The organism is Chryseobacterium cucumeris (genome assembly GCF_016775705.1).
In the GTDB taxonomy this organism is placed as follows: domain Bacteria; phylum Bacteroidota; class Bacteroidia; order Flavobacteriales; family Weeksellaceae; genus Chryseobacterium; species Chryseobacterium cupriresistens.
This window is the reverse complement of sequence record NZ_CP068760.1, coordinates 248,440-274,649: the sequence shown is the minus strand read 5'-3', so window position 1 is coordinate 274,649 and position 26,210 is coordinate 248,440. Positions and strand designations below refer to the sequence as shown.

The following is a 26,210-nucleotide window of genomic DNA, read 5'->3' as shown; positions in this document are numbered from 1 at the left end:
GTATTTTACTCCCATCCTCCTTCTTCCATCTTCCAGCCATTAATTACTGATAAAACTTTTTATTAAACTTTCTATTTCTTTTTTAGCTGCATCAAGATCTTCATTAATCACGATCTTGTCAAACCCGCTGGCGTAGGTCATTTCTTCTTCTGCCTTTGCGACACGGGTTTTTATGGTTTCTGCATCATCTGTGTTTCTGGAGATCAATCTTCGTTCCAATTCTTCAATGGAAGGCGGTTCTATAAAAATAGACAACGCTTTTTCACCGAAGTATTTTTTTAATGAAATGCCTCCTTTTACATCTACATCAAAAATAACAACTTTTCCCTGATTCCAGATTTTTTCTACTTCAGATTTTAAAGTACCGTAATATTTGTCAGTATAAACTTCTTCATATTCTACAAAAGCATCTTCGGAAATTTTCTGTCTGAACTCCTCCGGTGTCAGAAAATGATAATCTACGGCATGTACTTCACTTCCTCTTGGCTGTCTTGTAGTACATGAGATTGAAAATGCCAGTTCAGGAAATGTCTCCAGTGAATGCTTTACCAATGTAGTTTTTCCGCTCCCTGATGGTGCTGAAAATATAATTACTTTATCCATTTTTTTGGGTTTCGGGTTACGGGTTTCGAGTTTGGTGATCTATTCTTAGAACAACCACGCATCTCGTACCCCGTATCTATCATTACAATACGTTTAACGTTTGTTCTTTAATTTTTTCAAGGTCGTCTTTCATCATCACCACCAGTTTCTGGATTTCTGCGTGATTGGCTTTAGAACCCAGTGTATTGATTTCTCTTCCGATTTCCTGAGAAATAAATCCCAGTTTTTTTCCGTTGAAAGACTCATTGTCCATTACTTCTTTATAATATTTCAGGTGCTGGGCAAGTCTTACCTTTTCTTCAGAAATATCAAGTTTTTCAGTGAAATAGGCCATTTCCTGATAGAAACGTGTTTCATCAACATTTTCAAATTCTTTCAAAGATTTCTGATAACGTTCTTTCACGCTTACAATTCTTTCTTCTTCAAAAGGAATCACTTCGCTAAGATATTTGTCGATATTCTGAATATTTCTGTTGAGTTCTTCGTGTAAGATACCACCCTCAGTTCTTCTGAATTCTTCGAATCTGTCTACGGCATTATTGACAATCTTAGCCAGAGCTTCCCATTCACCTTCCGTTAATTCGTCAGGTCTTGAAGTGATGGCATCAGGAAGTCTTACTGCCATTTTAAGGTATTCGAAATTGGGACCGTCAGAAGCTATGTTTTTAAGTTCGTTAATATAAGAGTCAATTAAGTTTTTATTGATTTTTACATCGTTGGACTCTTCAAGATTCTCGATATTAACGTAGCAGTCTACTTTTCCACGGATAATTCTATCGTTAAGAATTTTTCTGATTTCAAATTCTTTTTCTTTATAACGTAAAGGAATTTTAATATTTAAATCAAAGCTCTTGCTGTTCAGAGATTTAATATCAATAGTAATTTTTTTTCCTTCAAAAACATCTTCGGCTCTACCGAATCCGGTCATTGATAAAATCATAGTTTTTTATTGTTCTACAAAGATAAACAATTAAGTGTATAATGTGATACAATGAAATTCCAACGTATACAATCTGATCATTCAATTTTAAATAAACCATTAAGATTTTAATGAAATGTTAAGAATATTAAGATGAGCTTCGCTTTTAGCATAGTGCTTACAAGAAATCTATTTGATTTTTTCTTAATTAAACTTAACAACTTAAATATTCTTAATGGTTCAAAACAATCCGTAGCTTTTTTGTGTTTAAAAATAAAAATTCAAATGAGCTCGTTTTCGTAAATTAGCGCTGTGAAAAAGAAAAATTTAATTTCTGTAGTAGGACCCACCGGAATTGGAAAAACGAGATTGGCAATTGATTTGGCGCAGCATTTCAATACCGAGATTATTTCCTGTGATTCCCGCCAGTTTTTTAAAGAAATGAAAATAGGGACTGCCGCCCCTTCGGAAGAAGAACTGGCGCAGGCACCTCATCATTTTATCGGAAATCTTTCAGTGGAAGAGTATTATTCTATCGGGCAGTATGAAGAAGATGCGCTTCAAAAACTTAATGACCTTTTTGCTGCTCATGACACGGTAATTCTTGTAGGAGGAAGCATGATGTATGAAAAAGCTGTGATAGAAGGTCTCCACGATCTTCCGGAAGCCAATGTTGAAAACCAGGAGAAGCTTCAAAATATGATGGAGCAGGAGGGAATTGAAAAACTTCAGGAGATTTTAAAAGAACTGGATCCTGAATATTTCAGTGTGGTGGATATTCACAATCACCGCAGGCTGTTGAGAGCTATTGATATTATCTGGCAAACGGATAAAAAATATTCTGAACATATTTCAGTGTCTCAGAATGGAAGAGATTTTAATGTAATCAGAATCGGGATAGAAGCTCCAAGGGAAGAATTATATGACAGAATTAACCGCAGAGTGGATATCATGATGGAAAACGGACTGCTGGATGAGGTGAAAAGCCTTGAGAAATTCAAAGGATTGACGGCTTTGAATACTGTAGGTTACGCTGAACTTTTCAAGTATTTTGATGGAGAATGGGATCTTGATTTTGCGGTTTCGGAAATTAAAAAGAACAGCCGCAGGTATGCGAAACGCCAGCTGACATGGTACAGAAAAGCGGATGATATTCATTATTTACAGTTGGGATATTCTCAGGAAGACTTTGAGGCTCTGTTAAAATGGATTGCTGAGCAATTTCAGGAATAAATTAAGCACTTAGTTTGTCATTCTGACGAAGGAAGAATCTCATCGATTGTTTTTAAAGATTCTTCATTCCACTTTGTTCCATTCAGAATGACAAACCGGACGCTTTATTTATCCATACACTATGCCATTCCGTAGGAATCTAAGTTTATATTCATTGTAATAAACAGAAACAATACAAAAAATGCGGCTCTGAAAAGAACCGCACTTCAACAAATATAATTTAATTTACTACTTCCAACCGCCGCCTAAAGCTCTGTATAAATCTACAATGCTGCTTAATCTCTGTCTTTTAATGGAAGCCAGATTCAACTCTGCCTGTAGGGAATTCCCCTGTGCTGTAATCACTTCCAGGTAATTGGCTGAACCTCCTTTGTAAAGAAGTTGTGCGCTTTTAATTCCATCTTTTAGTGTAGTTGCCTGTTCTGTGGCTTTTTGTTCCTGAACTTTTAAGTTTTCATTGGAAACCAAGGCATCAGAAATTTCTCCCACAGCATTTAATACTGATTGACGGAATGCAAGAACATTTTTTTCTCTTTGAATTTTGGCTACTTCCAGATCTGTTTTCAATTGTCTTTTCTGGAAAATAGGCTGGGTAATTCCCCCTAAAACCGATCCGAATAACGAAGCCGGAATCTGGAACCAGTTGTCAAACTTGAATGAATTTACTCCACCATTAGCAGTAATTTTCAATGCCGGATACATATTCGCCTGAGCAATTCCTACCATCGCATTGGATTCTAATAAAACCAGTTCCTGCTGACGAACGTCCGGTCTTCTGCTTACCATAGCTGCCGGAAGTCCTGCCGTAATGTTTTGAGGCAGTGAAGTATCAGACATTTCAATGGTTCTGTCGACTTTATTGGGAAGTTCTCCAACCAGAATACTCAGTGCATTTTCCTGGATGGCAATATTCTGTTCCAGCTGGGCAATCAGAAGCTCTGTAGCCTGTTTCTGTGCAGCGGCCTGCTGTACTCCCAAAGAAGTATTATCACCACTTTCCCACATTTTCTGGGTCATTAAAAGGGTATTGCTGGTCAGTTCCAGGTTGGATTTTGCGATCGCCAGTTGTCTGTCAAGCATCAACAGGTTATAATACCCTTGTGCAATAGCTGCTACTACCTGAGTCTGAACTGCTTTTGAACCTTCATAGGTCTGAAGGTACTGCATTCTTGAAACTTCCTGCTGGTTTTTGATTTTTCCCCAGATATCTGCTTCCCATGAAAGATTGAAGGCTGCGTTATAATCCTCAACATGGCTCGAGCCTAAAAATAAATTTAAGCTTTGCCCGTTCATGCTGTTTTTGGATGGTCTTGAAATCTGTCCGCTTACTCCGAACCCAACATCCGGATACTGCATATATTTTGCCTGTTTCAGTTTTTCCTGTGAAGCAGCCACCTGCTTTAAGGCAATCTGAAGATCATAATTATTTTTAATTCCTTTTTCAATCAGTCCCTGTAAAATAGGATCACTGAAAAACTGTTTCCACTCCAGGTTAGCTATACTGGCTGTGTCTGCAGTGGCCGTGTACTGGAACTTTTCCGGAAGTGGAAGCTCAGGCTCCGTGTAGGCCAGTTTAGACACACACGAAACAGAGCCGATGGCCAGCACAAATGTTAGAATAATATTTTTTACTCGTTTCATAGTTTTTAAACTTTTAATTGAAGACAAAACTTAGAGAGGTTTCTGTTGATGCAAAAATTTCTTTAGTAGGAGAAAATAGTTAGTTTTTTAAACCATTAAGAACAGGCAGGTAAATAGGTAAACCTATGATCTTAAAATTTTCTCTAAGTTTTTGTCATTCATTTTTTTATTAGTGACTAGCAGCTAAAAGTTCTTCCTCCATTTGTTTTTTCAGAAGTCTTTTCTTTTTTCTGCTTGGCATTTTTTCATGCAGGTACTGGAACACTACATACATTACCGGAATGATAAAGATCCCGAAGATTACCCCTGTAAGCATTCCTCCTACGGTACTGTAACCGATAGAGTGGTTTCCTTTTGAAGAAGCACCTTGCGTCCATACCAATGGAAGCATTCCCACGATGAAGGCAAAAGAGGTCATTAAGATCGGTCTTAAACGTAATCTCGATGCCTGAAGTGCTGATTCTATCAGTGTTTTACCTGCCTTTCTTCTCTGTACGGCAAATTCCACAATCAGGATGGCATTCTTCGCTAATAGTCCTACAAGCATGATCAATCCTACCTGAACGTAAATATTGTTATCAATTCCAGCTAGTCCTGTGAAGGCAAATACTCCGAAAATCCCTGTTGGAATGGTAAGAATAATCGCAAACGGAAGGATATAACTTTCATACTGAGCTGCCAGTAAGAAGTAAACGAATAGAATACTTAAGAAGAAAATAAAGGCAGTTTGTCCGCTTGTTTTAATTTCTTCACGGGTAATCCCTGTCCACTCATATCCGTATCCTCTCGGAAGTGACTGCTGGGCAACTTCTTCTACCGCTTTGATGGCATCTCCGGTACTGTATCCAGGTTTCGGGGTTCCGTTAATCGTAACAGCATTGAAAAGGTTGTTTCTTGTTACCGTTTCAGGACCGAAAGATCTTTTTAACGTTACCAGAGTTTTGGCAGGAACCATTTCTCCTGATTTATTTTTAACATAGATTCCTTCTAATGAATTAACATCCGTACGGTAAGGAATATCGGCCTGAGCCATTACTCTGTAATACTTCCCGAATCTGTTGAAATCCGATACAAAGCTACTTCCGAAATAAATCTGCATGGTCTGCATCAGTTCTGTTACAGAAACGCCCAGCTGGTTAGCTTTATCAGTATCCACATCAATAGTATACTGAGGGTTTCCTGCCGCATATGTTGTAAAGGCGAAAGCAATTTCAGGTCTTTTCATAAGCTCTCCGATAAACTGCTGTGTGGTTGTTCCCAACTGTTCAAAAGAACCATTCGTTTTGTCCTGAAGCATGAATTCAAATCCGGAAACGTTACCGAAACCTTGTACAGTAGGGAAGTTGAAGAAGAATGCGTTGGCATCTTTCACCTGGCTTACCTTACCTGTCAACGTTGCTGCAATCTGATCGGGATCTTTCATTTCACCACGCTTGTCATAATCTTTAAGCTTGATGAAACCTGCAGAATAGGGAGATGCGTTGGCATTACTGATGAAGTTCATCCCGTCCGCTACCCAAAGGTGGTTGGTTGCTTTTTCACCATTGATGATTTGATCAATTTGAGCCGTAGCTCTGTGGGTTCTTTCCAGTGAACTTCCCGGAGGAGTATTCACTGCATATAATACGAATCCCTGGTCTTCCGTAGGAATGAATCCTGACGGCGCTTTCTTGATTAAAAATACACTTGCTGCGGTGATGATAACAAGACCTCCTATCGCCACCCATTTGTTTTTAATTAAAAACTTAAGGCTATAGATGTATTTTCTGGTCATGCTGTTGAAGCTCGCATTGAAAGCATTGAAGAATCTTGCTCCAAAACCTTTTTTATGACCGTGCTCTCCATGTTCTCCCTGAGGATCATTTAAGAACATCGCACATAATGCCGGACTTAATGTCAATGCATTCACCGCTGAAATTAAAATCGCAATCGCCAATGTGAAAGCAAACTGTCTGTAGAAAACTCCTGCAGGTCCCTGCATAAATCCAACCGGAATAAACACGGCACACATTACCAATGTAATGGAAATAATAGCTCCTGAAATTTCACTCATCGAGTGCATCGTAGCATGCTCTACAGGCATTCCCGTCTGTTCCATTTTAGAATGGACGGCTTCTACCACTACAATGGCATCATCCACTACAATACCAATGGCGAGTACCAATGCAAATAAGGTAAGCATGTTGATACTGAAACCAAATAACTGCAGGAAGAAGAAGGTTCCGATAATTGCAACCGGCACGGCAATAGCAGGAATTAAGGTAGATCTGAAATCCTGAAGGAAAATAAATACTACAATAAATACCAAGATGAAAGCGATAACAAGTGTTTCCACAACCTGATGAATAGAAGCATCCAGGAAGTCTTTAGAGTTGTACATGATGATTGGCTTCACTCCTTTTGGAAGAGTGGTTTCCATTAATTTCACCTGCTTTTCAATTTCCGTAAGGATTTCGTTGGCATTGGATCCGGCTGTCTGCAGGATAGCAAATCCGGCAACCGGTTTTCCGTCTACCCTGTTGGTGGCAGTATACGTATAAGAACCGAATTCTACTCTTGCAACATCTTTTAATCTTAAGAAAGATCCATCACTGTTTGCTTTGATGGCGATGTTTTCATAGTCTTCACCCTTATTCAGTTTTCCTTTATATTTAAGGATATACTCGTAGGTTTCCTTACTTCCCTGTCCAAGACGGCCCGGAGCAGCTTCAAGGTTGTGGTCTTTAATGGCTCCCAAAACTTCCTGTGGAGAAAGATTATTAGCCGCCAGACGATCCGGTTTCAGCCAGATTCTCATGGAATAATCCCTTGTCCCGAATACCTGAGCCTGTGCTACCCCCGGAATACGCTGTATCTGTGGAATAACATTGATCTTCAGATAGTTTTGAAGGAATAATTCATCATATTGTTTTGCATCTTCACTGGTCAGTCCCATGAACATAATCATACTGTTCTGAACCTTCTGGGTTGAGATCCCGGCCTGTACCACTTCCTGAGGCAGCTGGCTCATCGCTTTCGATACACGGTTCTGTACGTTTACTGCTGCATTGTCTGCATCGGCACCCTGTTTGAAGAAAACACTCAGGGTCATGGTACCGTCGTTACTGGAGTTTGAGGTCATATAAGTCATGTTCTCAACTCCGTTTACCGCTTCCTCAATAGGAGTAGCTACCGAACGGGCTACGACCTCAGCATTGGCTCCAGGGTAGAATGCCGTTACCTGAACGCTTGGTGGAGCGATGTCCGGGAAAAGGGCAATCGGTAAATTAAAGAGAGACAAAGCTCCCAATAATAAGAGTATTATGGAGATGACCGTTGAAAGGACCGGTCTTTCTATAAATTGTTTTAACATAAGAAGTTTATTTTTTTAAGTCTTCTGTATTCGGAAAGAACTATAGAGGTTTTGCTTTTAACAAGCTGTCCGAAGAAATATTTTTCGGCTTGATGGAAGCTCCGTCTTTCAGGTTTCCAATTCCCGTGAATACAATTTTTTCTCCAGGCTTAAGCCCTTCAGAAATAAAATAATAGCTATCCGTTTTTCCTGATATTTTGATCGGTCTCCCGGTTACCTTCTGGTCTTTACCCATTACATAAACATAGGTTTTATCCTGAATTTCGAAGGTTGATTCCTGAGGAATTACGACTGCATTAGAAATCAGCTGTGGCATACGCACTCTTCCTGTATTTCCGGTTCTTAAAGTTCCGTTGGCGTTAGGGAAAACGGCACGTACACTGATAGCTCCCGTAGTTTTGTCAAACTGTCCATCTACAATGCTTAATCTTCCTTTTTCAGGGTAAGTACTGTTGTCAGCAATCACAAGATCTACCATCGGCATATTTTTCAGTTTTTCTTCTAAGCTTGCTCCCGGATATTTATTCTGGAAAGCAATGAAATCAAGTTCGCTTAAAGAGAAATACGCATAGATTTCACTGATATCAGATAGTAATGTCAATGGATTCACATCTGTTCTGGAGATCAGACTTCCTTTTTTATAAGGAATTCTTCCGATATAGCCGCTTACAGGAGCTGTAATGGTTGTAAATCCTACGTTGATTCTGGCGCTTCCTACAGAGGCTCTCGCTTGTGCAGCTGCTGCTACAGCCGCTTCATAATTGGCTTTTGCGGTTTTAAGCTGTACATCAGAAACTACTTTTGCAGCAACCAGCGGCTGAAGTCTGTCTACTTCCACTCTTGCTTTTTGAATATTGGCATTGGCCGCCTGAAGATTAGCCTGAGCCATATTCATCTGTTCGCCATAGCTTCTTGAATCTATTTTAAATAACGGTTGTCCTGCTCTTACATATGCTCCTTCTTCTACATAGATTCTGTCCAGGTATCCATCTACCTGAGATCTGATTTCTACGTTGTTTTTCCCTTCCAATGCAGTTGGGAATTCCTGATATGTAGTAGCGGGTGAAGTGATAACGGTATAAACCGGAAGTTCTGGAGCTGGAGGTGCGGCATTGGTTCCTTCTGCGGCTTTTGTGCAGCTCTGTAAAAGAATTATACTTGCAATAAGTACAATAAACCTTGTTTTTCCAGGTAATTTCATTGTTGGTTTAATTTTTTTAATGAAGTGTTAGAGGTAAGTAAAAAATGTTTTGATAAATGCTGTATTTTTTCCTAACAGTGTTAATAATTTGTTCAAAAAAAATTACAGAATTTTTAATGTCCGATGAGGTCGATTGTTTCCATAATTGAAATTTTTTTAATGTATTGAAGTGTATAATGATGGTGTAAGGTGTGTTAATTTTACTAACAGTGTTAATTTATAAGCAAAAAATGATTACTTTTAACAGCTGAATCTTATATATTGCTTCATAAGTGATTTCATTTTTTAATCAGGAATAACAGAATAATCTATTAATTCAGTGTTAATTTTCCTAACGGTGTTAATTTTTAATTCAAAAAAAATCTATAAAGACTTAATAAAAGCCGAAACAGTTTCGTCCAAAGTCGTTTTATTCATTGTTGAAGGGATATCAGCTGTACGCATCATCATAATAGAGATCATACCGTGAACGGCAGAAAACAGAGCGTGGGACATATGACAGGCATTGTCTGGATTAGATCCGTTTTTCTTTATAATCTCATAAGTACATTCATAAATAAGTTCCTGAAATGATGAGAATTCTTTTTTCATCTGCCCTTTTCCACAACATTGCATTCCAAGACCAAACATCAGCTGGTAATATTCCTTATTTTTAAAAGCAAAGTTCCAGTACGCATCCACAATGGCAACAAGCTGCTCTTCCGGAGTATCGTGTTTCTGCTGAGCTTTTAATAATTCTATATGTAACTTATGAAAGCCATCTAAAGAAATTTCAAATAGAATAGCTTCTTTATTTTCAAAATAATCATATACAACGGGAGCACTATACTCAATAGCATCTGCTATCTTGCGCATAGAAAGCGAACCCCAGCCTTCAGTTTTCGCCAACGTAAAAGCAGCCTGCAAAATATTTGCACGGATGGATTCTTTTTCTCGTTGACGGCGTTCATGTAGACCCATGATTTTTATTTACTAACAGCGTTAGCAAAACTACAAACTTTTTAATATAACTTCCAAGGGATATTGTAAGTTTTATAGGTTTGTCTGCTTTTTAAAGAAGATTAATTAAAGGTTGGAAGCTGGAAGAATGGGTGCTGGAAGTTATTTTGAAGGTAAATAATATAATAATAGAATTTGACTATAACTATTTTTGAGGGTTAACAATCTTCATCCTCCAGATTCCAGATTCTTTACTTTATTAAAAATGAAAATGTCTTCTTCCTAATTAACAAAAGAAATAATTATCTTTGCCGGTAAAGAAATAAGGATATGAATACTCCCTCAAATATGTTGGCATTAGGAACAAAAGCTCCGTTTTTTGAACTTCCTAACCCGTCAAAAACGAATGAACTTCAGTCTTTGGAAGAGCTGAAAGGAGAAAAAGGTACTTTGGTGATCTTTATGTGCAACCACTGTCCGTTTGTTCTTCATGTAATTGACAAAATCAATGAACTATACGAAGATTATAACGAGCGCGGAATTGAATTCATCGCCATCAATGCGAATGATATTGAAAAATATCCGGCAGATTCTCCGGAAAAAATGATCGAATTTCAAATTGAAAGAAGATTTGATTTCCCTTATCTGTTTGATGAAAGCCAGGCAGTAGCAAAAGCTTACGATGCAGCTTGCACACCGGATTTTTATTTCTTTGATGATAAGCTTGATCTTGTATACAGAGGTCAGATGGATGATTCAAGACCGGGAAATAATAAAGATGTTACAGGTGAGGATTTGATTATTGCTTTTGAGAATCTTTTGGCTGGAGAAGCTCAGGAAGAAATTCAGAGACCTAGCATGGGTTGCAATATTAAATGGAAATAATTGCTGGTTTATTTAGTTACTGGTTTTTACTCAATAATACAAAGCTGCTCTTGTGGAGTGGCTTTTTTGTTGCTTGCAGGGTTATTTTCTCTCGCAGATTTTGCAGATGAAGCAGATTTTTAATACACAGTAGATTTCTTCACTCACTTTGTCACTCCGTAGGAGTCTCAACACATTTTGTATTCTTTTTATTATTACTTCTGAAAAGTAAGTCTGGATTACTACGGAATGGACAAAAACAACGTTTAGTATAACCATACGAATTGTCACTCCTTAGGAGCCTCAGTATCGTATGCCTTTTTTAATAAACCTCTATAAATTTTCTATAAGTAAGTCTAGATTCCTACGGAATGGACAAAAACAACGTTTAGTATAACCATACGAATTGTCACTCCGTAGGAGTCTCGGCACAACTGATCTTTTTATTATAAGTACCTGCAAAATTTTCATAAGTAAGTATGGATTCCTACGGAATGACAAATACGAAAGCATTGTCTATTCATTCACTTTGTCACTTCATAGTAGTCTCAGCGTAGTTTTTCTACTAAAAACTTACTTTAGCTTTAGTCTCCTTTTCAGTCTTTATATCTACATTAACATTGCTATGAGAATAATTCCTGATAAATTCCGAAGGAGTCTTGCCCGTATATTTTTTGAACATCCTGTTAAAATAGGTCACATTATTAAAGCCACACTGGTAGCTGCATTCTGAAATAGATCTGTCCTGCGCCATCAGCAGACAGGCTTTATTAATTCTATAGCGGTTCACAAACTCTGTAAACGTAATCTTGGTTGCTTTTTTAAAGAAATTACAGAAAGCAGGTAAAGTTAGGTTAGCTAGTTTTGCTACTTCTTCAATATCAATTTCCTTATCGTAATGATGTTCTACATAGGTGAAGATGTTTTCAAGGCGGGTTTTATTTTTTGAAATAATGGTGTAGGGCATGATTTCCTTATTTAAAAGATCATAATCTTCACATTTTGAAAGTTCAAAAAGAATTTCAAGCAATAATAAATATCTTTTATACCCTTCAGATTCCAGCATCAGCTTCAGTTTGGGAAGCATTATTTTTTTTACTTTTTGATGAAAATGAATCCCGTATTTTGAAAGTTCCAAAAGATTTTTGATAGATCTTGCTTCCACTTCCTGCTGGGGAAACTGAAGAATTTCTTCTTTGAACTGAAGTACAATTTCTTCATGCGGATCAATAGAATTCAGACCGAATCCGGAATGGGGAATATTGGACCCGATTAATACCAGATCTCCATTCGTATAATTACTTTTATGATAGCCCACATGGCGTGTGCCACTCCCGGAAATAACACAGACCAGCTCAATTTCGGGATGATAATGATACTCCCATTTGAATTCTGAAATGGGAGAATTATTATGAATGGTGCGGAATGAGCTCTTTTCATTAGGGATTACCCTTTCAAAAGTAACTTTCATCTAATTAATCATATTTATTCACTAAAAATACTAAATATATTAATATAGTTCAAATATTGATTTACTGTGTTAAATTATCGTTAACAGAAATGCTTCTATCTTAGCCAACAAGAAATCACCTGAATGAAAAATCTTAACATCAAGGCCGTTTTATTTTTAAACTATTTTGTCTTTGCCATTCTTCTGAATTCTGTAGGAACAGTCATTCTACAGGTACAGCAGAATTTTGGGATTTCAAAATCTTCGGCAAGCGTTCTGGAAGGCTTCAAAGATCTTCCAATCGCCATATGTTCTTTCATTCTGGCTTCATTTCTTCCGAAGATAGGAATCAAAAAATCAATGCTGATCGCTTTATTGCTGGTAAGCTGCATGTGTTTTGTAATGCCTTTTACCAATGACTTCTGGGTATTCAAATTATTATTCGCAACCGTAGGAGTTTCTTTTGCATTGATCAAAATATCAGTTTTTACTTCTATTGGGTTGGTAACGGAAACAGATAAAGAACATTCCAGTTTTATGGGATTTCTGGAAGGGTTTTTCATGATCGGAGTACTGGCTGGAAATGTTTTATTCAGTTTATATATAGATGATCATAATCCGAAATCTACTGAATGGCTGAATGTGTATTGGGTGCTGGGAGGACTTTCAAGTTTGTCTTTTTTATTTTTATTCTTTTCAAAACTGAACGAACAGGAAGCTAAAAGTGATAAAACAGATCTCTTGGGAGATTTAAAAAATAGTGTAAGCTTATTCAGCTATAAAAAAGTATTATGTTTTTTATTATGCGCTTTCCTTTTTGTATTGGTAGAGCAGAGCTTTCAAACGTGGACGCCCACATTTTATAAAGAGATTTTAAAAGTGCCTACCTCTATGAGTATTCAGGCGGGAGCGGTTTTAGCGGGAGCTTTTGCTTTGGGAAGATTTTTATCGGGATTCTTCTCTAAAAAATTCAGCTGGATCTATGTAGTTTCTTTCTGTGTGGTAGGTTTTGCTATCAGTTTATTGCTGGTTTTGCCCTTGACCCATAATATTCATATTGATACAAATACAAACTGGTTGAATGCTCCTTTGGTTGTGTATTTATTTCCTTTGATGGGAGGTTTGCTGGCACCAATTTATCCAAGTATTAATTCTGTGATTCTGGCATCAATCCCTAAATATCTGCACAGTGCGATGTCAGGATTGATCGTTGTTTTCTCAGCAATCGGGGGAACGATAGGTTCTATCATTACCGGTTTTGTATTTCAGGAATTCAGCGGGCAGCGGGCATTTTACCTTTCCCTGATTCCGCTTTCATTACTGATCACTTCGGCAGTGTTCATGAATAAATTAAAAATTAATCCTAAAAAATAACAATGAGTAATCAGCTTTATATAAACGAAATTCAAAGTCTGTTTGATAATGTACAGAGATCTGAAATTTTTGAAGATCAGAAAATGATGACGGATGCAGTTCCTCTTTTTCCTATTGCAAAGATCAATGAGGATTATGAACAATCAAAAGATGCAGAAGGTTTTGATCTGAAGGATTTTGTGATGACTCATTTTGACTTTTTAGGAGCAAGAGTTTCTGTTCAGAGACAAGATCAGCTTCCCATTGGTGAGCATATTGAAAAACTATGGGATGAGTTAACCCGTACAGCGTATGAAGAAAAAGGAACCCTTTTAAAATTACCAAAACCCTATATCGTTCCGGGTGGTCGTTTCAATGAGTTTTTCTATTGGGACAGCTACTTTATTATGCTTGGATTGCAGGTTTCCGGAAGAGTAGAAATGATGAAAAATATTATTGAAAACTGTTCTTATCTGATCCAAAATGTAGGATTTGTTCCGAATGCCAGCAGAACGCATTTCCTGAGCAGATCGCAGCCTCCTTACTTTTCATTAATGCTTGATCTCCTTTTTGAAACAGCGCATGATGAAGGAATTTATACACAATACCACGAAACTATGGAGAAAGAATATGCTTTCTGGATGGATGGTGAAGATGGGCTTGAAAACAATTCCAGCGTAAAAAGAGTAGTGAAAACAATAAACGGAGATATCCTGAACCGTTATTACGATGCAGAAAATGCACCACGCCCTGAAAGTTACCTGATCGATATTGAAGATCAGGAGACGGCTTCAGGAGAAGAATTTTACAGAAATATAAGAAGTGCCTGCGAATCCGGCTGGGATTTTTCCAGCCGATGGTTTGCAGACGGAGAAAATATACAGACAATAGAAACGCTGAATCTTGCCCAGGTTGATTTGAACTGTCTTTTGTGGCATTTGGAAATGACTTTGGCAAAATCTTCAGCGCTTCAGAATCTGAGTGAAAAAGAAAATTATTTTTCAGAAAGAGCAGCAAGCCGAAGACAGATGATCAATAAATATTTCTGGGATGGAAATACTAACAATTATAAAGATTATCACACAAAAAAAAACACAAAAACACCGTCTGAACATATTGCTGCTCTTTACCCTTTATTTCTGGGTATTGCAAATCAGGAGCAAGCTGAGGCTGTTGCCAAAGCTGTTGCTGAAAAGTTTCTTTACCAGGGTGGTCTTGTTACCACAACTAAAAACTCGGGTCAGCAGTGGGATCTTCCCAATGCGTGGGCTCCTTATCAATGGCTGGGCTTTAAAGCAATGAAAAATTATGGCTTTAATGAACTGGCAGAAAAAATTAAAAACAACTGGTGTTCCAATGTAGAAAGGGTCTACAAAAATACCGGGAAACTGATGGAAAAATACAATGCATTAGACACAGAAACAATAGCAGGCGGAGGGGAATACCCTAATCAGGACGGATTCGGTTGGACCAATGGAGTGTATTTACAATTACAACAAAACTGAACTAACAATAAAAGAATATGGCTATGAAAAAAAACTCAATCTTTTTAATCGCCGCAACAGCTACGTTATACTTTAATAATGCTTATGCCCAGGAAACAACACAGGATTCTGCAAAAGTTTCTTCCATCGATCAGATTGTCATTACAGGAAACTCAAATCCAAAGAAAAAAATAGAATCCAGTACAGCAATTTCCACATTTAGCTCCAAAGAAATTCAGAAACAGAACCCGATAAGTGCTGCGGCTTTATTACAGCGAGTTCCGGGATTTGCAGTGGAAACTTCAGGAGGTGAAGTAGGAAACAACCTTTTTGCAAGGGGGATTCCTTCTGCAGGAGCTTATGAATTTGTACAGGTACAGGAAGACGGTCTTCCGGTTTTTGAAGATGGAGCGCTTCAGTTTGCCAATGCAGATAACTTTTTCCGTGTAGACAATTCGGTCAACCGTATGGAAGCTTTGAGAGGAGGTTCCGGATCTATTTATGCAACGAATTCTCCAGGTGGTCTGATCAACTTTATTACCAGAGAAGGAACCAATGATTTCAGAGGTACGGCGAAACTTGAAACCAGTACCTACGGATTGATGCGTACCGATGTGAATGTAGGAGGTGCATTGGTTCAGGATAAATTGTTTTTCAATGTCGGTGGTTTTTACAGAACAGATGACGGGATCAGGAAGACGGGTTTTAAAGCCAATAACGGCGGGCAGATCAGAATGAACCTGAAATATGTCTTTGACAAAGGCTATGTAAAAGTGTATTACAAAAAACTGGATGACAGAAATACATTCTTCCTTCCGATTCCTTTAATCCAGAACGGAAATAAACTGAAAGGATTCCAGGGATTTGATCCTAATTACGGAACATACAGTTACAGAGCTATCAGTCAATTGAACATTCCACAGGCCGGAGGTGGATTTTTCAACAGAAATCTTGAAGATGGAATCCATCCGAAAGTAGATGCAGTGGGAGCTGAGTTTAAGTATGATCTTGGAAATAATTTCACGGTTTTAAACAAAACCAGATACACCAATATCAATATGAACTATACAGGAATTTTTCCTGCAGGATTGCCTGAAACTGCAGCTGACTTTGCAACTAAACCTGTTTCCAAGGGTGGAGATTATGGTATGACTAATTATCAATATTCTTTAGTAAGTAACGGAGCGATTGTAAATCCTGCATTTGTTCAAAAATTAGGTTTCTGGGCAATTGATAAGCAGATGAATAACTTTGTCAACGATTTACAGTTCAACTATAAATTTGATAAAGGAAATGTTACCGCAGGTTTTTATAAATCCAACTGGAAATCACACCAATACTGGAACTGGAGTAATATTCTGACTACAGCAACGGACAGACCCGAACTACTGAATCTGGTAGATACTTCTTTAAGTCCGTCAGATATTGGATATTCCAAAACATATAACGGGGTTACCAATATGACATTTTTGCAGAGAGATACCCAGACTCAGGGAAGTTTGAATGATCTGTATGTAAACCTGGATTATAATATTACCGATGCCTTAAGTGTAAACGGAGGTCTTCGTTACAGCCACGATTATTACAAAGGAAATTTTGCCAATACAACAAGTGCGAATTTAAATAATTCAGTGTTAACCATTGATGGAACTCATGGTTTCAGCACGACTACTGCTGATGATAATATGAGTGTACTGGGAAATAAATATACCTACTGGAACTATAATGTGGATAAAGTATCTTTTACATTAGCAGCGAATTATAAAATCAATAGAGAAAATGCAGTATACGCCCGTTTCTCCAATGGTTTCAGATCTCCGAATGAAGAAGCGTACTACAATTATTTCTCCAATCCAACTCCTGATAAACCTTTAAAATCAGTGACCACAAACCAATTGGAGGTTGGGTATAAATATTACTCGCGTACTTTTGATATAGCAGTGATTCCGTTCTATTCTACCTTGAAGAACCTGTCATTTACGGATGTTTTCTCTGATGGAAAATCTGAAAATACCTTTGCCAATACACAAAACTATGGAGTTGAAGTGGAAGGTTTCGCCCGCTTATTCAATAATATTGTAGAAGTAACATTCAACGGAACCATTCAGAGTCCAAAGTATAAAAACCTTGAGGCCGGAAGTGTTCTTGAAGGAAATGTAGTAAGAAGGATGCCTAAATTTTTCTTCAATATTTCACCGGCTGTGAATATTACCAAATCATGGAGAGCCTATGTAAGTATGAATTATTATGGAAAACGCTTCCAGGATGAGAAGAATGTACAGACTTTGCCTTCTTTCACAGAATTTGGAGCGGGAATGTCTTACCAGTTAGGAAGAATACGCTTTGCAGTGGATGGAACCAATATCTTTAACACCATCGGGATTACAGAAGGAGATCCAAGAGCAGGATCGCCCAATGGAGACGGAATCATCATGGCCAGACCTATCATGGGAGCTGCTGCCAGAGCATCCATCACATTGGATTTCTAAATTCTATTTCTTTATAACAGCAAAACCGTCAGAATTTTCTGACGGTTTTGTATTTTTTATCATAACTGTCCGATAAAAAGTCTAAATACATTGGAAATATCAATATTTATGGCATGGATTAACAGGTCGCTCCTCCGGAGCTCTAATGTTAAAACATATACGTCTATTAACAGTTAGCTCCTACTGGAGCTGGATTTGATCCCATCGGGATCAACTGTTAATAGAAAAATAATAAGATCACCGTAAAATAAAGCTCCGTAGGAGCGACCTGTTAATGAAGATTAAATTTTATTTTTTGAAACAAAAAGGTTTATCATTAAGCATTTGAGAGTATTAAGATAAGCAGCGCTTTATGCTTAAAAATCAGAATGATTCATCTTAACTATTCTTTATTACTTAAATCCTTCTTAATGATTAGCTATATGAGTATTTTTTAATAAACTTAAATCATTTCATCTCGAAGGAATCTGCATTATCTGCATGAGGTTTAAATAGATTGTTTACTTCAAAAAAGGATTATACTGTTTCTCAAAACCAATAGATGTAGGATTTCCATGTCCTGAGAAAACCTGGGTATCATTATCCAGAATGAAAAGTTTTGATTTAATTCCTTCAATCAGCTGATCATAATTTCCTTTATACAGATCTGTTCTTCCGATACTTCCTTCAAAAAGAACATCACCGGAAATCATGAATTTTTGTGCTTCGTTATGATAGACAACACTTCCTGGAGAATGTCCCGGAACATGATATATTTTGAATTTTTCTCCATCCAGATCAAGTTCATCACCTTCCTTTATATATTCTACATCCACTTTTACCGGATTGATCTGCATTCCGAATCTCATCCCGCTCGCCTGAAGCATATCCAGAACTTCCTGGTCTTCCTGATGCATATTCACAGGAACATTGAATTTGTCAAAAGCCCACTGAAGGCCCAAAACATGATCAATATGAGCATGGGTTAAAAGAATTTTCTGAATCTTCAGTCCTTTTTCAGTAATAAAATTATCTATAGCCTGAGTCTCCTGAGCATTCATATTTCCCGGATCGATTAACCAGGCATTTTTATTTTCGTTATAGACGATGTAAGTATTTTCACTCGCAAAGTTGAATACGAAACCTTGAATCTGAAGCATATCTGAATATTTTTTATTCAAAAATACGATATTATTAAGAAAATGGCTATTTTTCGTTATCTTCGTCATAATGAAAACTTTGCGAATACTCTTACTTTCTTTGGGCGGACTGGTTTTTGGACAAAATATCCAAAGTATTCAGCTGTTCAACCCTCAGACCAATGATGAAACCCCTGTCATTAAAATTGGTGAACAATTGGTTTTAGGCTTTGATGATCTTACAAACGGCAGTCAGATCTATAGGTATACCTTCAAACATTACGACAGAAACTGGAATGAAGATAATCTGTTTTTTACAGAATTTGCTACCGGAAGTATGAATGCACTGCTGGATCAGTTTCAGTATTCTTTCAATACATTACAGGCTTATACCCACTATAAACTTGTTTTCCCGAATGATAAAATCCAGCTGAAAGTCTCAGGGAATTATGAACTGATTGTCTACAAAGATTCGGCAGACCAGCCTCTGTTCAAAAAGAGATTTTATCTGGTAGAAGATGTAACGTCTGTGGGGTTAAATATTTCAAGATTTGCAGATGCGAAAAATCCCAACGTTAACCAGAGGGTAGAAGTGAATGTTTCTCCGAAAGGCGGAGATATTTCTTCCAACGTCAATTCAATCACGATGAATGTGATGCAGAATAATAATCCGAATATGGTGATTTCCAATCTTAAACCGAGCAGTGTTTTAGGAAATCAGGTATTGTTTCAGCAGATGAATCTTGTTTTTCCGGGAGATAATGAGTTTTATTATTTCGATAATAAAAATATGAATATGGCCGCAGATATGGTGCGTGCTGCTGAAATAAAAGATGATGTTAACCAGACTTATCTTCATCCGGTATGGGCGTTTCCTTTAAATTATCAGTATCAGCCGGATGTGAATGGAGCCTGGTACTACAGAAGAAACGACTTGGGAAGAGAGAGAGACGCAGAAAGAGAAGCTGATTATTCATGGGTTCACTTCTATCTGGATTCCGATCCTGTGGATAAAGAAATTTATGTACTGGGAGGATTTAATAATTTTAAACCCAGCAAGGAAAATCAAATGCAGTATGACGCATCTACCAAACAGTATGTCGCGAAAATATTCCTGAAACAAGGTTTTTATAACTATGTATTAGCAACAAAAGAAGGAAACGGTTCTCTGAACTTTGGAGAAATAAACGGTAATTTCTGGCAGACAGAAAATCTCTATCAGGCTTTTCTTTATTATGCACCTTTCGGAAGAAATTATGATGGTTTGATGGGTTATGGGGAATTCAGAACACCAATTGCCAACAAGAGGTAGGTAGTAATACGATAAAAATATCATATAAAATGGGACTGTCTGTTAAGATGGTTCCTTTTTTTTGATTCTATTGAACAGAATTTATCCTCCAGACCGTAGATTAGGATTAATTTTTTACATTATAATGCACTGCATAGTGAAAAATAATAATTCACAAAAAATTGATTTTAGTTAAATTTTTTAACATAAAATTCATATTACAAAAAAAATATATTTAAATAATTTTCTTTGTTTTAAAATCATTATTATGTTTTATTTATTGATTTATAATATCAATTGAATTTTATTCATTGTTTTTGTTGTTTTATTGTGAAAAGTTTATAAATTCGTCACCACAATCAACCAATATTAATATGAAAACGAAATTTATCTTAGTAGCAAGCGTTGCTGCATGCTCTTTTGTCTTTGGGCAAAACACACCATCAAAATTAGTTCCGGGAAAAAGCGGATTACATGCTGAATTTATGAGATTTGAAAAAAATGCCCCTTCCTATCAGGGAGCCCCTGTTTTATTTGACGAAGCTTCTCAGAGGCTTTCTCCGGGGCAGGCTCGTAAACTAGGGTTAGAAAAAGATGCATTAGGCTTTGAAACTCAAAGATTTCAACAGACCGTTAATGATATTCCTGTAGAATACGGAATGATGGCGGTACAGACAAAAGACGGTAAAATTGTAGGACAATCAGGAAAATGGGTTATTAAAGTTCCGAAAGGACTTGATAAAACAGCCAGTCTTGCTGAAAATGCTGCTTTACAGAGCGCTTTGTCATTTGTAGGAGCAGAATCCTATAAATGGAAAAATAAAGAAGAAGAAGATTTTCTTAAAAAAGAAACCGGTGATCCCAATGCAAGCTATGCTCCAAAAGGTGAATTGGTTTATTATTCAAATCCTGATGATGACAAGCTGAATGATTTAAGGCTAGCCTATAAATTCGATATCTATGCAGAAAAACCATTAAGCAGACAATATGTTTTTGTAGATGCTAAAAATGGAAAAGTGCTGGGAGTAGATGCCATTATTCACGAAGTAAACACACCGGGAACAGCCGTTACAGGATATAGCGGAACCCGCAGCATCACTACAGACTCTTATAACGGAAGCTACAGATTAAGAGAAACAGGAAGAAACGGAGGAACTTCAGTAGAAACTTATAACCTGAAAAAAGGAACAAGCTATGCTTCTGCAGTAGACTTTACAGATACGGACAACAACTGGAATAATGTCAATACCAATAAAGATCAATATGCTACAGATGCCCATTGGGGAGCAGAAATGACAGTGGATTACTTCTATACAAAATACGGACGTAAGAGTATTGATAATAATAACTTTGCTATTAAATCCTATGTTCACTATTCTACCAACTATTTTAATGCATTTTGGGATGGTTCCAGAATGACCTATGGAGATGGTAGTTCCACTACAAACGGAGGAAAACCATTAACAGCACTTGATGTTTGCGGCCATGAAATTACGCATGGATTAACATCCAAAACAGCTAACCTTGCGTATCAAAGAGAATCAGGAGCATTAAATGAAGGCTTCTCAGATATATTTGGAAACACCATTGAACGTTGGGCAAGACCTACACAGGCAAGCTGGACACTGGGAGAAGATTTCAATTATGTAATCAGGAATATGGCTAACCCTAACGCATACAGCCAGCCGGATACCTATATGGGAACCTACTGGAAAACTACCACCACTTCAGGTTGCGTTACTCCAAGCCAGTCTAATGATTATTGTGGGGTTCATACCAATTCAGGTGTACTTAACTTCTGGTATTATCTGTTAGTAACAGGAGGTTCCGGTACGAATGACAAAGGTTTTGCTTACAATGTTTCCGCAATAGGACTTGATAAGGCTGGAGCCATTGCATATAGAACATTGACAACTTATCTGACCTCTTCTTCAACATATGCCAATGCAAGAACCTATTCTATTCAGGCAGCTACTGATTTATACGGAGCAACCAGCAATGAAGTGACTCAGGTTAAAAATGCATGGAATGCTGTAGGTGTAGGAGGTGGAACTTCTCCGGCAGGAAAAATGGCAACAGCAGATACAGCACTGTACACGATAAGCCCGAATCCTGCAACAGACAGATTTACCATCAACTTTGAAGGAAAATCAGGAAAAGGAATTGTAGAACTGGTAAGCCTTACAGGTAAAAAAGAAATTTCAGAAAAAGTTGAAATTACTGATGGGACAAATAAACTGAACATTCAGCTTCCTTCTAATATTCTTCCGGGAGTATACATTGTATTGGTCAACGGAGAAAAAGCAGGAAACCTGATTAAAAAATAACCAAATCAAATCTTTAATATATTCAATGAAAAGGCCGCAAGTTAATTCTTGTGGCCTTTTGTATATTTTTAGCAAAAAAAATTATACTAAATAGAAATCATTAAGTTTTTCTTCACAAAGTGTTTTTACCACTTCAATCCATCGGTCTTCATCATTCAGACATGGGATATAATGGAAATTTTCTCCACCACCATGCATGAACTGTTCTTTTCCTTCCACAGAAATTTCTTCCAGGGTTTCAAGACAGTCAGAAACGAAAGCCGGACATACAATGGCCAGGTTTTTGATCCCTTTTTTACCAATTGTTTCCAATGTTTCGTCGGTATATGGCTCAATCCATTTATCTTTTCCTAATCTTGACTGGAAAGAAACAATCGTTTTTTCTTTAGGTAAATTCAGTTTGTCAATAACAAGCTGCGTTGTTTTATAACATTGGTGACGGTAGCAGAACTGATGACTTGGATTATCATCTCTGGAACAACAGTCATTAAGGTTACAGGTCTTTGTAGGATCTGTTTTATAAATATGTCTTTCCGGAACACCATGGTAAGAAAACTGCAATGCATCGAAATTTTCAGGAAGCTTCTCTTTAATACTTTCTGCAAGACAATTGATATAAATATCTCTGTTATAAAAAGGCTGAATATAATTAATTTTTATACCGGGAAACTTCTTTTTTCTTACCTCTTCGGCCTTTTCAATAACCGTTTCCGTGGTGCTCATCGCATATTGAGGATATAGTGGAAAAAGAACAATTTCAGTGATTCCCTGATCAACCAGTTTCCGGATTCCGGTTTCAATGCTTGGTTGTGCATATCTCATTCCGATTTCCACAGGAACGTCTACTACTTTCTGAAGCTTTTTCTGAATTTGTTCAGTAATAACGATCAGTGGAGAACCTTTATCGGTCCAGACTGTTTTATACGCTTCAGCAGATTTTGCAGGTCTTGTTTTCAGAATGATTCCCTGTACAAGAAGTGCACGAAAGATCCAACGGTAATCAATCACCCTTTCATCCATCAGAAATTCATCAAGATATTCCTTTACGTCGTTTACAGCTGTTGATCTCGGTGATCCGAGGTTGACTAGTAAAATTCCTTTCTTATTCAATATTCTAAATTTTAATTATGAAACAGAGGTTCTAAAATCTGTTACTAATTTTGATACTTTGGCAAAGGTATTACTTTCCAGTAAGCCATTGCTTTCAAATTTGCCTTTTATCCCTTTTATTAATACCTGATGTTTATCATCTGCTACAGCTCCGAGAGTTTTTAAAATCAATAATAACTCTTCATGTCCTCTTTCTCCGCTGGCGGAAGCCGTGATCACAGCAACAGGTTTTTCAGAAAATACCGTTGTGGAAACACACCACTCCAATAGATTTTTTAATCTTCCGGGAATACTGAAAATATATTCCGGTGTAGAAAATATCACCCCTGCTGAACGGTTAATATCCTCTCTGATCTTCAGAACTTCTTCAGGAGTATGATCATCAGTTAATGCGGTATCAAAATGCGGAAGAACAGAAAGGTCAGCATACAACTGAAAATCTGTATTTGCGTTGTCTGTTTTTTCCAGCACCTGTTCCATCAGTTTCTGATTGCTGGAATTTGCCGAAGCACTTCCAATAATCACTACAATTTTTTTTCCGGGAGGCATTTCGGCAGTTTTATCCGTTTACAGCTTCCACTCTTTCTACTAAGTCCGGAACGAATTGTTTTAAAATATTTTCAATTCCGTTTTTCAAAGTAGCAGTAGAGCTTGGGCAGCCGGAGCATGCACCCTGTAGAAGCATTTTTGCTGTTTTATTTTCCTGATCGTATTCCATCAGAGAAATTTTTCCACCATCATTTTCTACGGCAGGAGCTACGTATTCATTTAAAATGTCAGAAATTTTCTGCTCATCCTCTGTATAATCTCTGTTGATAATTTTCTCCACAGGATTTTCATGTTTCTGAGGTTCGATTTTTGAAATTTCACCTCCGTTCTGAAGATATTCGGCAATAAGGGCACGAACAGTCATCATCACCTGGTGCCATTCTACAGAATTATCTCTTGTAACAGCTACAAAATTGTCTGAAATGAAAACTTCCGTAGCAAAATCAAACTCTTTAAAAATAGCCAGTGCCAAAGGAACTTCTTCAGCAGCTTCTTTCGATTTTACTTCTACAAAACCATCCATCAGCAGTTTGCTTGATACAAACTTCATTACGTTGGGATTCGGAGTCATTTCAGCATAGATCTGATACATTTCTTTTTTCTTCTGAAGATAAATTCTCGGGTTGGCCAGTAATTCATCCTCAATTACATTTTTCAGACTTTCAGCAACATGTTCCCATTCTATGGTATCCTGTTTTGCCACAGCTACAAAATTAGCGGTAATGAAAACTCTTTCCACAAACGGATAATTGAAAAGTTCCTGTGCCAGAGGAATTTCTGAAATATCTGAATTTCTGTCCAGTTCCAAAGACCCGGGGATGAGATTGTAATCTGCTACAAATTTCATCACTTTTGGGTTTTCAGTTGGTTCTATAAGTACGGTACGCATTTTTTCGTTAAATTTGAGATACAAAAATACGCATTAGAAGTTAGAAGCTGAAAATTGAGAGTTAGATTTTTGCTATCACTATAATTTAGAAGTTAGATATCAGAAATGATAGTATATTTTAATTCCCAATTGGGCACATTTTCACATTTTCAAATTAATATTATGGCACTAATAAAACAGCTTTTAGGAAAAGCACCACAGATCGGAGAGAATACTTTTTTAGCAGAAACGGCAACTATTATTGGCGATGTCACAATGGGAAAAGACTGTAGTGTCTGGTATAATGCAGTAATCAGAGGAGATGTTCATTACATCAAAATGGGAGACAAGGTAAATGTTCAGGATAATGCAATGCTGCACTGTACGTATCAGAAATATCCTTTGAATATCGGGAACAATGTTTCCATAGGACATAACGCGATTGTTCATGGATGTACCATTAAAGATAATGTATTGATCGGAATGGGAGCTATTGTGATGGATGATTGTCTTGTAGAAGAAAACTCCATTGTAGGAGCAGGTTCTGTAGTGACCCAGGGAACTCACATTAAATCCGGAGAAGTCTGGGGAGGAGTTCCTGCAAGAAAAATAAAAGATATCAATGCTCAGTTACTGGAAGGAGAAGTGAACAGAATTGCAGATAACTATGTGAAATATTCATCATGGTATAAGGAGAATGTGAAGGATCATCAATTTTAGGATGTCAGGTGAATAGTGAATAGTCAATCCGCTGCGCTTGTCAATTATTTTGTACTGCAAAAATTCACCATTCACTTGCAAAGCAAAATTCACCATTGAACTATTTAAAAATAAATATAAAAGCTCTGTTCTGAAACAGAGCTTTTTCGATTTGATATAGAACCTTTGCTTTATTGTTAATTATTGTCCGGCGTGATAAGTCTGATCTTACCATTGATACATTTGAGTGATGTAGGTGGCTCGATCATCATACAGTCAGACGTAATATTATACTTTTCATTAAAAGCTTTCACTTTATCCGTATACTCATTCACTCTTTGTAAGAAAGCTTCTTCTTTTTTCTTAGGATAGGCAATGTATTGCTGAGGTCCGCCGCAGGCTTTTGATCCCATGGGAGCAAATGCCCATTCGCTGGCATCCGTACATTTTTCTCCTGATACTTCAGATTCAATAGAAGCTTTTAATCTATCCAGTTGTGCCTGTTCATATTTCTGACTGTCTTCGTCAGCAGGTCTGTCTGCAATATCAACAGGAAGATTGGTATTGGCATTCTTTGATGTATTACACGAAACTAAAGTTAATGTAGTACACAATACTATTGCCGGGATATGAAAGAATAATTTTTTCACAATAAACTTTTTTCTTTTTAAGAATTTTCAAAACTTATGCCAAGGTAAGAAATTCAAATTCATTTCCGTA

General features: G+C 37.2%; 20 protein-coding genes. 8 read left to right on the top strand and 12 right to left on the bottom strand.

What is annotated here, in order from left to right:
* Positions 1-39: 39 nt before the first annotated feature.
* Positions 40-603 (bottom strand): guanylate kinase, encoded by a 564-nt coding sequence (gene gmk, locus JNG87_RS01275; protein ID WP_110008065.1) that lies wholly within the window; start codon positions 601-603, stop codon positions 40-42.
* An 82-nt stretch (positions 604-685) separates the two neighbouring features.
* Positions 686-1,531, bottom strand: coding sequence for a YicC family protein (locus JNG87_RS01270; RefSeq protein ID WP_062676228.1), 846 nt, complete (start codon positions 1,529-1,531; stop codon positions 686-688).
* A gap of 303 nt (positions 1,532-1,834) precedes the next feature.
* Here JNG87_RS01270 and miaA point away from each other — a divergent pair, with 303 nt between their 5' ends.
* On the top strand, positions 1,835-2,755 hold the full coding sequence (miaA, locus tag JNG87_RS01265; RefSeq protein ID WP_202841258.1) for a tRNA (adenosine(37)-N6)-dimethylallyltransferase MiaA: 921 nt from the start codon (positions 1,835-1,837) through the stop codon (positions 2,753-2,755).
* 228 nt (positions 2,756-2,983) lie between these two features.
* On the opposite strand, the gene JNG87_RS01260 is transcribed toward miaA, so the two are convergent.
* The 4 genes from JNG87_RS01260 to JNG87_RS01245 form a co-directional block, all read right to left on the bottom strand.
* On the bottom strand, positions 2,984-4,396 hold the full coding sequence (locus JNG87_RS01260) for an efflux transporter outer membrane subunit (protein ID WP_062676226.1): 1,413 nt from the start codon (positions 4,394-4,396) through the stop codon (positions 2,984-2,986).
* A gap of 169 nt (positions 4,397-4,565) precedes the next feature.
* On the bottom strand, positions 4,566-7,748 hold the full coding sequence (locus tag JNG87_RS01255) for an efflux RND transporter permease subunit (protein ID WP_202841257.1): 3,183 nt from the start codon (positions 7,746-7,748) through the stop codon (positions 4,566-4,568).
* A 40-nt stretch (positions 7,749-7,788) separates the two neighbouring features.
* A complete protein-coding gene (locus tag JNG87_RS01250; RefSeq protein ID WP_062676224.1) occupies positions 7,789-8,949 on the bottom strand; it encodes an efflux RND transporter periplasmic adaptor subunit in 1,161 nt (386 codons plus the stop codon).
* Positions 8,950-9,312: 363 nt separating this feature from the next.
* Positions 9,313-9,909: a TetR/AcrR family transcriptional regulator gene (locus JNG87_RS01245; protein ID WP_034694942.1), complete on the bottom strand. Its 597-nt coding sequence runs from the start codon at positions 9,907-9,909 to the stop codon at positions 9,313-9,315.
* Positions 9,910-10,218: 309 nt separating this feature from the next.
* Here JNG87_RS01245 and JNG87_RS01240 point away from each other — a divergent pair, with 309 nt between their 5' ends.
* Entirely contained in the window at positions 10,219-10,773 is a 555-nt protein-coding gene (locus JNG87_RS01240; RefSeq protein ID WP_120232903.1) for a thioredoxin family protein, read from the top strand.
* Between the two features lie 544 nt (positions 10,774-11,317).
* Here JNG87_RS01240 and JNG87_RS01235 read toward each other — a convergent pair.
* Entirely contained in the window at positions 11,318-12,223 is a 906-nt protein-coding gene (locus JNG87_RS01235) for an AraC family transcriptional regulator (RefSeq protein ID WP_202841256.1), read from the bottom strand.
* A gap of 123 nt (positions 12,224-12,346) precedes the next feature.
* Here JNG87_RS01235 and JNG87_RS01230 point away from each other — a divergent pair, with 123 nt between their 5' ends.
* Genes JNG87_RS01230 through JNG87_RS01220 form a run of 3 tightly spaced genes read left to right on the top strand, consistent with a single transcriptional unit; the run spans position 12,347 to position 17,528 of the window.
* The gene (locus tag JNG87_RS01230) at positions 12,347-13,576 is read left to right on the top strand and encodes an MFS transporter (protein ID WP_062676222.1); all 1,230 of its coding nucleotides are present in this window, start codon (positions 12,347-12,349) and stop codon (positions 13,574-13,576) included.
* Between the two features lie 2 nt (positions 13,577-13,578).
* Positions 13,579-15,060, top strand: a complete 1,482-nt coding sequence (locus JNG87_RS01225; protein WP_202841255.1) for a trehalase family glycosidase — start codon at positions 13,579-13,581, stop codon at positions 15,058-15,060.
* A gap of 23 nt (positions 15,061-15,083) precedes the next feature.
* A complete protein-coding gene (locus JNG87_RS01220) occupies positions 15,084-17,528 on the top strand; it encodes a TonB-dependent receptor (protein ID WP_202841253.1) in 2,445 nt (814 codons plus the stop codon).
* A gap of 500 nt (positions 17,529-18,028) precedes the next feature.
* Here JNG87_RS01220 and JNG87_RS01215 read toward each other — a convergent pair whose 3' ends face one another.
* A complete protein-coding gene (locus JNG87_RS01215; RefSeq protein ID WP_202841251.1) occupies positions 18,029-18,667 on the bottom strand; it encodes an MBL fold metallo-hydrolase in 639 nt (212 codons plus the stop codon).
* Positions 18,668-18,737: 70 nt separating this feature from the next.
* On the opposite strand from JNG87_RS01215, the gene JNG87_RS01210 reads away from it, so the two are divergent.
* Both JNG87_RS01210 and JNG87_RS01205 read left to right on the top strand, forming a co-directional pair.
* Positions 18,738-19,958 carry a DUF5103 domain-containing protein gene (locus JNG87_RS01210; protein WP_110008057.1) on the top strand — a complete coding sequence of 407 codons (1,221 nt, stop codon included), beginning with the start codon at positions 18,738-18,740 and terminating at the stop codon, positions 19,956-19,958.
* A gap of 353 nt (positions 19,959-20,311) precedes the next feature.
* The gene (locus JNG87_RS01205; protein WP_202841249.1) at positions 20,312-22,264 is read left to right on the top strand and encodes a M4 family metallopeptidase; all 1,953 of its coding nucleotides are present in this window, start codon (positions 20,312-20,314) and stop codon (positions 22,262-22,264) included.
* 81 nt (positions 22,265-22,345) lie between these two features.
* On the opposite strand, the gene hemH is transcribed toward JNG87_RS01205, so the two are convergent.
* The 3 genes from hemH to JNG87_RS01190 are packed head-to-tail and all read right to left on the bottom strand — an operon-like array spanning position 22,346 to position 24,812.
* Positions 22,346-23,374 carry a ferrochelatase gene (gene hemH, locus JNG87_RS01200; protein ID WP_202841246.1) on the bottom strand — a complete coding sequence of 343 codons (1,029 nt, stop codon included), beginning with the start codon at positions 23,372-23,374 and terminating at the stop codon, positions 22,346-22,348.
* A gap of 15 nt (positions 23,375-23,389) precedes the next feature.
* Positions 23,390-23,923, bottom strand: a complete 534-nt coding sequence (locus JNG87_RS01195; RefSeq protein WP_202841244.1) for an NADPH-dependent FMN reductase — start codon at positions 23,921-23,923, stop codon at positions 23,390-23,392.
* Between the two features lie 10 nt (positions 23,924-23,933).
* Positions 23,934-24,812: a NifU family protein gene (locus JNG87_RS01190; protein ID WP_202841243.1), complete on the bottom strand. Its 879-nt coding sequence runs from the start codon at positions 24,810-24,812 to the stop codon at positions 23,934-23,936.
* 162 nt (positions 24,813-24,974) lie between these two features.
* Here JNG87_RS01190 and JNG87_RS01185 point away from each other — a divergent pair, with 162 nt between their 5' ends.
* Complete coding sequence (locus tag JNG87_RS01185; protein WP_034694954.1) at positions 24,975-25,511, top strand: gamma carbonic anhydrase family protein; 537 nt, start codon at positions 24,975-24,977, stop codon at positions 25,509-25,511.
* A gap of 176 nt (positions 25,512-25,687) precedes the next feature.
* Here JNG87_RS01185 and JNG87_RS01180 read toward each other — a convergent pair whose 3' ends face one another.
* The gene (locus JNG87_RS01180; RefSeq protein WP_202841242.1) at positions 25,688-26,140 is read right to left on the bottom strand and encodes a hypothetical protein; all 453 of its coding nucleotides are present in this window, start codon (positions 26,138-26,140) and stop codon (positions 25,688-25,690) included.
* Positions 26,141-26,210 lie beyond the last annotated feature (70 nt).

What these genes read in the sequence shown, in the direction of transcription:
- JNG87_RS01190 (WP_202841243.1), bottom strand. Translation starts at nt 24,812, where the DNA reads ATGCGTACCGTACTTATAGAACCAACTGAAAACCCAAAAGTGATGAAA.
- JNG87_RS01250 (WP_062676224.1), bottom strand. Translation starts at nt 8,949, where the DNA reads ATGAAATTACCTGGAAAAACAAGGTTTATTGTACTTATTGCAAGTATA.
- JNG87_RS01260 (WP_062676226.1), bottom strand. Translation starts at nt 4,396, where the DNA reads ATGAAACGAGTAAAAAATATTATTCTAACATTTGTGCTGGCCATCGGC.
- JNG87_RS01240 (WP_120232903.1), top strand. Translation starts at nt 10,219, where the DNA reads ATGAATACTCCCTCAAATATGTTGGCATTAGGAACAAAAGCTCCGTTT.
- gmk (WP_110008065.1), bottom strand. Translation starts at nt 603, where the DNA reads ATGGATAAAGTAATTATATTTTCAGCACCATCAGGGAGCGGAAAAACT.
- JNG87_RS01225 (WP_202841255.1), top strand. Translation starts at nt 13,579, where the DNA reads ATGAGTAATCAGCTTTATATAAACGAAATTCAAAGTCTGTTTGATAAT.
- JNG87_RS01235 (WP_202841256.1), bottom strand. Translation starts at nt 12,223, where the DNA reads ATGAAAGTTACTTTTGAAAGGGTAATCCCTAATGAAAAGAGCTCATTC.
- JNG87_RS01195 (WP_202841244.1), bottom strand. Translation starts at nt 23,923, where the DNA reads ATGCCTCCCGGAAAAAAAATTGTAGTGATTATTGGAAGTGCTTCGGCA.
- JNG87_RS01255 (WP_202841257.1), bottom strand. Translation starts at nt 7,748, where the DNA reads ATGTTAAAACAATTTATAGAAAGACCGGTCCTTTCAACGGTCATCTCC.
- JNG87_RS01230 (WP_062676222.1), top strand. Translation starts at nt 12,347, where the DNA reads ATGAAAAATCTTAACATCAAGGCCGTTTTATTTTTAAACTATTTTGTC.
- JNG87_RS01245 (WP_034694942.1), bottom strand. Translation starts at nt 9,909, where the DNA reads ATGGGTCTACATGAACGCCGTCAACGAGAAAAAGAATCCATCCGTGCA.
- JNG87_RS01210 (WP_110008057.1), top strand. Translation starts at nt 18,738, where the DNA reads ATGAAAACTTTGCGAATACTCTTACTTTCTTTGGGCGGACTGGTTTTT.
- JNG87_RS01220 (WP_202841253.1), top strand. Translation starts at nt 15,084, where the DNA reads ATGAAAAAAAACTCAATCTTTTTAATCGCCGCAACAGCTACGTTATAC.
- JNG87_RS01185 (WP_034694954.1), top strand. Translation starts at nt 24,975, where the DNA reads ATGGCACTAATAAAACAGCTTTTAGGAAAAGCACCACAGATCGGAGAG.
- JNG87_RS01270 (WP_062676228.1), bottom strand. Translation starts at nt 1,531, where the DNA reads ATGACCGGATTCGGTAGAGCCGAAGATGTTTTTGAAGGAAAAAAAATT.
- JNG87_RS01215 (WP_202841251.1), bottom strand. Translation starts at nt 18,667, where the DNA reads ATGCTTCAGATTCAAGGTTTCGTATTCAACTTTGCGAGTGAAAATACT.
- JNG87_RS01205 (WP_202841249.1), top strand. Translation starts at nt 20,312, where the DNA reads ATGAAAACGAAATTTATCTTAGTAGCAAGCGTTGCTGCATGCTCTTTT.